Here is a 6,568-nt window from a genome sequence, read left to right on the forward strand (position 1 = left end):
AAGAAAACGACTCCGAAAGAAGTCGCTTTTATCGAAAATTGGATTAACAACTACCCTAAAAAATGCTTGGACTACAAGTCGCCAAGTGAATTTCTTTTGGGTGGCTAACTTCAACTTGAAATTTGGGAAAATCATTGAAAAAAGAGGACTAGCCTCTTTTTAGTCATGATTCCCTTCAATATCTACAACGACATATCGGTTCGGCTCGCTACCTTCTGAATAGCTTGTCAAACCATCCATTTTAGAGATAATGCGGTGGATAATTTTACGTTCGCTACTTGACATCGGATCTGTATGGTAGGCTTCCTGCTCTGCCAAAACACGTTCTGCCAATTTTTGTGCGTAGCCTTGAAGAACCTCTGCGCGGTGCTCTACATAATCATTCACATTGATTGTGATATAGAAATTACGCTCATAACGGTTGTATAAGAAGTTCTGAGCCAAAAGTTGCAAGGCTTTCAAAACTTTTCCGTGATAACCGATAACACGACCTGGTTCATTGGTATCCACTTGAATATTGATTGTACGGCGATTATGACTTGTATCAATACGCGCCTCAACATCCATATCATCCAGAATTTCTTGTACATAAGCTGTCACTTCCGAAACAACTTGTTCAATATCATACTGGGGCTCAATCTTAATATCTAAATCAGCAAAATTATCTGCTTGATTTTCTGAGACGACTTCTTGATTTACGTCTTCCTTAGCGGATGTTGTTGCATCTGTAGTAGTTAGTAAATCCTCTGAAAGAATTTCAATCCGACCTGTTTCTTCCAAAATCGTTGTCGCTTCTTTTTCATTTTTCAAGATCTGCGCTTTAATATCATCATCAAGCGTTTGACCAGACTTTTCAAATTCTTTCACCGCTGCAACGACTTTTCCTAGGTCAATCGTAGCCTCTGAAACGCTTTTTACTGGTTCATTGAGGTCATTAATTTCACTTGGAACGCCACGAACTGCTTTCTGATTAGCCTTAACAACCGTTGTTTCATTGATGACATCAATATCCACAATCGCTGGCTTTTTACCGAAACCAAGGAAACCTTTTTTCTCACGCGCAACCACAGTAATATGTGCTTTTTTTCGAGGAATATTCAGCTCTACCAAGCCATTCTGGATGGCCTCTTCAACACTTGCTCCTGTAAATTTCATCTTCTCTCTCCTAGTTTTCCTATTTCTTTTTCTGTGCTTTTTTCTGTGCCCGTCGGATTTTTGCCTGACGCTCTTTTTCAGCATCAATTTTCGCTTGACGCTCTGCTATTATTTTAAACGGATTATTGAACACCAAGGTTTGAGCAACCTGATAGGCATTTGACACTGTCCAATACAAAGCCACCCCACTAGCAGCTGCCACAGCAAAGAAAAAGATCATCACGGGCATGACATAGGTCATAATTGTCATAGCCATATTCTTCTCAATTGCTGATTTATTGGTCAACCATGAGCTGAGGAATGTAAACACTGCAGCCATAATCGGCAAAATAAAGAACGGATCCGGCTCCCCAAGATTTAACCAAAGGAAGTGACCTACTTTCAAGGCTTCAACACGTGTCAGAGCTTGAAAGAGGGCCAAAAGGATTGGCATTTGAATAAAGAGCGGAATCATGGACGCTCTCATGCTGACGCCATTCTCTTTGTAGAGAGCTTGCGTTGCTTCATAAAGCTGCTGGCGACTTTCCATATCCGTTCCTGGATACTCCGCTTGCAACTTTTTCAGCTGAGGTTGAAGCTCCTGCATCTTCCGTGAGGAATTCATCTGTATTTGGAACAACGGCAACAGAAGGGTTCGAATTAAAATGGTAAAAAGTATAATACCGATTCCAATTTGACCGTTGATAGATAGGAACTGAATAATGCTGGCAAACCAGTAAATTAATCTATCCCACGCATCTGTAGATTGACTGGTCACTGGCCCTGTTCCGCAGGCTGTTAAAACAATTAGAGATGCTACCAGTAGACCTGCCCATTTAACTTTCTTTTTCAATCACAACACCTTCCTGGTATAGTTTAGCTAGTTTCAAAACATGGATGAGGTTTTGCTTCATTTCTTGATAGGACAATTCCTCTACACCTTTTCGAGCAATGATAACAAAGTCATCTGCTACCAGTTGATGTTGGCATTCAATTAAGATGTGACGAATCCTGCGCTTAATCTTATTTCGCATGACAGCGTTTCCCAATTTTTTGCTGACAGATAAACCTACTCGGAAATGCTTTTGCTCTTTAGGTAATCGGTAGACAACAAACCTCCGATTGGCGACATTGTTTCCTTTTGTAAAAATGTCATTAAAATCTCGTTCACGCTTGACACGATAGCTTTTTTTCAAACTGCCACTCCATCTTTCAAAATTACTTCTATTATACCACAAAATTCAAAAAAGCCAATAAACATACCGTTTATAGGCTTTTTGCGTTCTGAATTTCCTCTTTGGCACTTTTCAACTGGTCTGCAATCGATTCAAAACCTGTCCCGCCAAGGGAATTTCTACGACTGACAGCAACTTTGGAGGACAAGGCATCATAAATATCTGCTTGAATAAGAGGCGAAATAGCCTGATAGGTCTCAAATGATACATCCTGGAGATAGTGTCCTGCCTTGCTACACTCCAAGACCAGTTTTCCAACAATCTCATGCGCTTGGCGGAAGGGCAGACCTTTACTAGCCAAATAATCAGCCAACTCTGTAGCATTTGAAAAGTCCTTCTCTGTCGATTGAGCCATCCTTTCCTTATGGACCGTCATAGATTGCAACATCCCTGCCAAAATATCAATAGAAATCAAAACTGTTTCTGCCGTGTCAAACATGCCTTCCTTGTCTTCCTGCAAGTCCTTATTATAGGTTAAAGGCAGGGATTTCATGACTGTCAGTAGGCCAACTAAGTTCCCATAAACTCTACCTGTTTTCCCCCGAATCAGCTCAGCCATATCTGGATTTTTCTTCTGAGGCATGATGGAAGAACCTGTTGAAAAGGTATCGGATAGGGTGACAAATTGGTATTCATGTGAACACCAGTTAATGATTTCTTCACACAAACGCGACATGTGCATCATGAGGATACTGGCATTTGACAGAAATTCCAAGATAAAATCACGGTCAGACACAGCATCAAGAGAATTACTATAGGGCTTAGCAAATCCCATCAAATCAGAGGTCATCTGACGGTCAATCGGAAAGGTCGTCCCTGCCAAGGCCGCCGCACCAAGTGGGGATACATTTGTATGCTGCATGTTGAATGCAAAGCGCTCACTGTCTCGGCTGAACATGTTGTAATAGGCTAACAAGTGCTGAGCAAAACTAATGGGCTGGGCATGTTGCAAGTGGGTATAGCCGGGCATGATTGTTTCCACATGCTCCTGTGCAAGGTCTACCAAAATCTGACGTAGGTTGGTCAATTTGTCTACAACTTGAAAGAGTGTATCCTTCAAATAAAGGTGCATATCCGTAGCCACTTGGTCGTTACGAGAACGAGCTGTATGAAGTTTGCCTGCAACTGAGCCTATTTTCTCCGTCAATAGACTTTCGATATTCATGTGAATGTCTTCGTTTCGAATATCAAAGACCAGCTTGCCAGCCTCATACTCCTCTAGCAATTCTTCCAGACCAGCTTGAATGACCTGAGCCTCAGCTTGAGAGATAATCCCAGTTTGCCCCAGCATCTTGACATGGGCCAGTGAGCCTTGAATATCATACTTAGCCAATTTTTGGTCAAAGCGAATGGAGGCTCCGAATTCTTCAACCCATTCCTCAAGACTGGCTTCAAAGCGACCTCCCCATAATTTCTTTGCTTCCATAAGCTCCTACTTTCTAGCTCTTTTTATGAATTTCCGCATTGACCTTGGTTGGTAATCCCCAAAGCTTGATGAAACCAACTGCTGCATCTTGATCAAAGGTATCTGCACTGGTATAGGTTGCCAAATCTTCATCATAAAGGGAATTTGGAGATTTCCGAGCAACCACTTTGGCTGATCCCTTATACAATTTCACTTTTGCGATGCCATTAACAACTGCCTGGGTCTGAGCAAGATAGGCCTTCAAGGCATCTGTCGCAGGGTTGAACCACAGGCCATTGTAAATCAAGTTAGAGAGTTCATTTGAAACAATCGGTTTGAAATGCGATACTTCCCGTACCAGGGTTAAATCTTCAATTTCCTTGTGAGCTGTCAGAAGGGTAATAGCACCTGGACACTCATAAATTTCACGTGACTTGATTCCGACCAAACGATTTTCCACGTGGTCAATCCGACCCACACCATGTTTACCAGCAATGACATTGAGTTTTTGAATGAGATTAGCAAGACTTAACTTTTCACCATTTACAGCAACAGGAATACCTGCTTTAAACTCAATATCGACATACTCGGGAGTATCTGGTGCATTTTCTGGAGAAGTAGTGATGCCAAAAGCATCTTCTGGCGCTTCATTCCATGGATTTTCCAAGACACCACACTCATTGGCCCGTCCCCAAAGGTTTTGGTCGACTGAGTAAGGGCTATCTAGGTCAGCTGGGACTGGTACACCATTTTCCTTGGCGAAGATGATTTCTTCTTCACGAGCCCGCTTCCATTCACGGACAGGAGCCACGACTTTCAAGCTTGGATCTAGGGCTGCAATGGCTACCTCGAACCGCACCTGGTCATTTCCCTTACCAGTACAGCCGTGGGCGATAGTGGTTGCTCCTGTCTTATGAGCCATTTCCACCAACTTTTTGGAAATCAAGGGACGGCTGAGAGCCGATACCAGCGGATATTTTTGCTCATAGTAGGCATGGGCTTGTAGGGCTGGTAGGACATATTCTTGGGCGAATTCTTCTTTTACATCCAATACATGGGATTCAATAGCACCGATAGACAGTGCTTTATCATGAATGAATTCAAGATCTTTCCCCTCACCTACATCCATACAAACCGCAATCACATCATAATCTTTTTTCAACCAAGCAATCGCAACTGAAGTATCAAGTCCACCAGAATAGGCCAAAATTAATTTTTCTTTTGTCATAAACTTTCTCATTTCTATATATATTAGCAAATAAAACTTAGTGACTATTATAGTGTATATTTATACTTTTTGCAACATATTTATGCAAATTTTCTTAAAAAATGAATAAATATCGTACATTTCCAGAAAAATTCCCCAAAAAAGCTAGAGAATATTCTCCAGCTTCTAAAATATATTCCTCATCATAACTGATTATGGTTGATAAATTTTCCGTTCTTTTAAAATTTTCCAGAAATAATAAGCTAAACTAAAATCAAGCAATCCATGAATAGCCGAGCCAACACCCACCAAGCCAAGCATCGTTATCCAGTAGGTAGCAGAAGTTTGTTGCCCCGAAGTAAGTACCATCACCACAATATATTCTCCTAGACCATGCAGGAGATTAAGCCCAATTCCTAATAGTAAAAAGCGCTTAGAATCCATGAGAATCGGAAAACGCTTGACCAAGACCGCACCTAAGGTAAGGAAGAACAGATGCGTAAGCGCCCGAAATACAATAACGATTGGAAAACCGGCGAGGAAAAAGCCTAAACTAGAACCTAAAGCAACAAAAATAGCAGTAGCTGGTGAAATAAACATGGCTATAAACAAAGGAATGTGACTAGCAAGTGTATAGGATGCTGGGCCAATAATGATTTTAATCGGCATCATTAAAGGTATTAAAATGGCAAATGCGGTTAAAATTGCACTAATTGATAGCTGCTTAACTGAATTTTTAGATGATAGTGTTAATTGGGACATTAGGCACCTCTCTTTCTATTGGTTTGATTATAAAACAAAACCTTACAGGTGTCAAGACACCTGTAAGGTTTATTGATTTTCTAGTAAAATACCTGCATGTTTTAAAGCTGCTGAAAGTTCATTATAGGCTTGCACAGATGGGAAAGAGACTGTATGTGTATGAACTCCTTCTGTTAAATTACTCAGTAACACACCTTGGTATTGACCCAAGGCATCCAAAAAATGATTCCTATCTTCTAAACTTGCAATATTCAGCTTGCCTGATAATAAGCCGTAAATGGGATGCTCAATTTCAACATCTAATATTTGAGCTCCACCCTCTAGCAAGATTGTCAATTCTTTTTCTACCTCTTCTGGACCATGTTGACAAGCTATCTTTCGAATGTAGGCTCCTTCAGTAGATGGCAAAGAAGATTGGAGTAAGTACCCTCTTGGAGTTGCCAAGACAGCTTCTCCCTCCGCACGAAGCAAGGCTACATCTCCAACAATTACTTGCCGACTCACTCCAAATTCTTTCGCCAGATAATTAGCTGCAAGGGGGTAGGGGCTTTCTCGTAAAAGGGATAGGATTCTCTTACGTCGTTCTGTTGCTTTCATACACATTCCTTTCGTACACTTTTTTCCATTATATCAAAAATCCTGTAACTCAACCTTTCCTCAACCAAAAAAACGGAAACTGCAGAACAGTCTCCGTTATCTGAAAGTTCTATAATGAAGTTAGCCACCTTACCTTAGTCAAGAATTAGATGTTTCACTATGTTTGAGTAAGTTGATGATTTCATTTGATAACAGGCTTGAAGCTGTTAGGCTAGGTGGCCAAGGCTA

7 protein-coding genes and 1 pseudogene are annotated in these 6,568 nt (G+C 41.1%); 1 reads left to right on the plus strand and 7 read right to left on the minus strand.

Annotation, left to right across the window (positions count from 1 at the left end; all coding sequences use genetic code 11):
* Positions 1-108, plus strand: a pseudogene (locus ODU50_RS10100) (IS30 family transposase); the annotation flags it as partial.
* Positions 109-159: 51 nt separating this feature from the next.
* Here the strand turns inward: ODU50_RS10100 and jag are convergent.
* The 7 genes from jag to ODU50_RS10135 all read right to left on the minus strand — a co-directional run bounded on the left by jag (position 160) and on the right by ODU50_RS10135 (position 6,340).
* On the minus strand, positions 160-1,155 hold the full coding sequence (jag, locus tag ODU50_RS10105) for an RNA-binding cell elongation regulator Jag/EloR (protein ID WP_013730624.1): 996 nt from the start codon (positions 1,153-1,155) through the stop codon (positions 160-162).
* Between the two features lie 19 nt (positions 1,156-1,174).
* Entirely contained in the window at positions 1,175-1,987 is an 813-nt protein-coding gene (locus ODU50_RS10110; RefSeq protein ID WP_004194552.1) for a YidC/Oxa1 family membrane protein insertase, read from the minus strand.
* On the minus strand, positions 1,971-2,330 hold the full coding sequence (gene rnpA, locus ODU50_RS10115; protein WP_004194560.1) for a ribonuclease P protein component: 360 nt from the start codon (positions 2,328-2,330) through the stop codon (positions 1,971-1,973). Before rnpA ends, ODU50_RS10110 begins: the two co-directional genes overlap by 17 nt.
* A gap of 70 nt (positions 2,331-2,400) precedes the next feature.
* A complete protein-coding gene (argH, locus tag ODU50_RS10120; protein WP_203181180.1) occupies positions 2,401-3,795 on the minus strand; it encodes an argininosuccinate lyase in 1,395 nt (464 codons plus the stop codon).
* A 13-nt stretch (positions 3,796-3,808) separates the two neighbouring features.
* Positions 3,809-5,002 (minus strand): argininosuccinate synthase, encoded by a 1,194-nt coding sequence (locus ODU50_RS10125; protein WP_105153075.1) that lies wholly within the window; start codon positions 5,000-5,002, stop codon positions 3,809-3,811.
* A gap of 192 nt (positions 5,003-5,194) precedes the next feature.
* Positions 5,195-5,743 carry a hypothetical protein gene (locus ODU50_RS10130; RefSeq protein WP_012775368.1) on the minus strand — a complete coding sequence of 183 codons (549 nt, stop codon included), beginning with the start codon at positions 5,741-5,743 and terminating at the stop codon, positions 5,195-5,197.
* A 69-nt stretch (positions 5,744-5,812) separates the two neighbouring features.
* Positions 5,813-6,340 (minus strand): transcription repressor NadR, encoded by a 528-nt coding sequence (locus tag ODU50_RS10135; RefSeq protein ID WP_105153076.1) that lies wholly within the window; start codon positions 6,338-6,340, stop codon positions 5,813-5,815.
* Positions 6,341-6,568: the final 228 nt, after the last annotated feature.

The sequence above is a fragment of the Streptococcus sp. 2020WUSS084 genome (assembly GCF_044427445.1).
Lineage (GTDB): Bacteria > Bacillota > Bacilli > Lactobacillales > Streptococcaceae > Streptococcus > Streptococcus suis.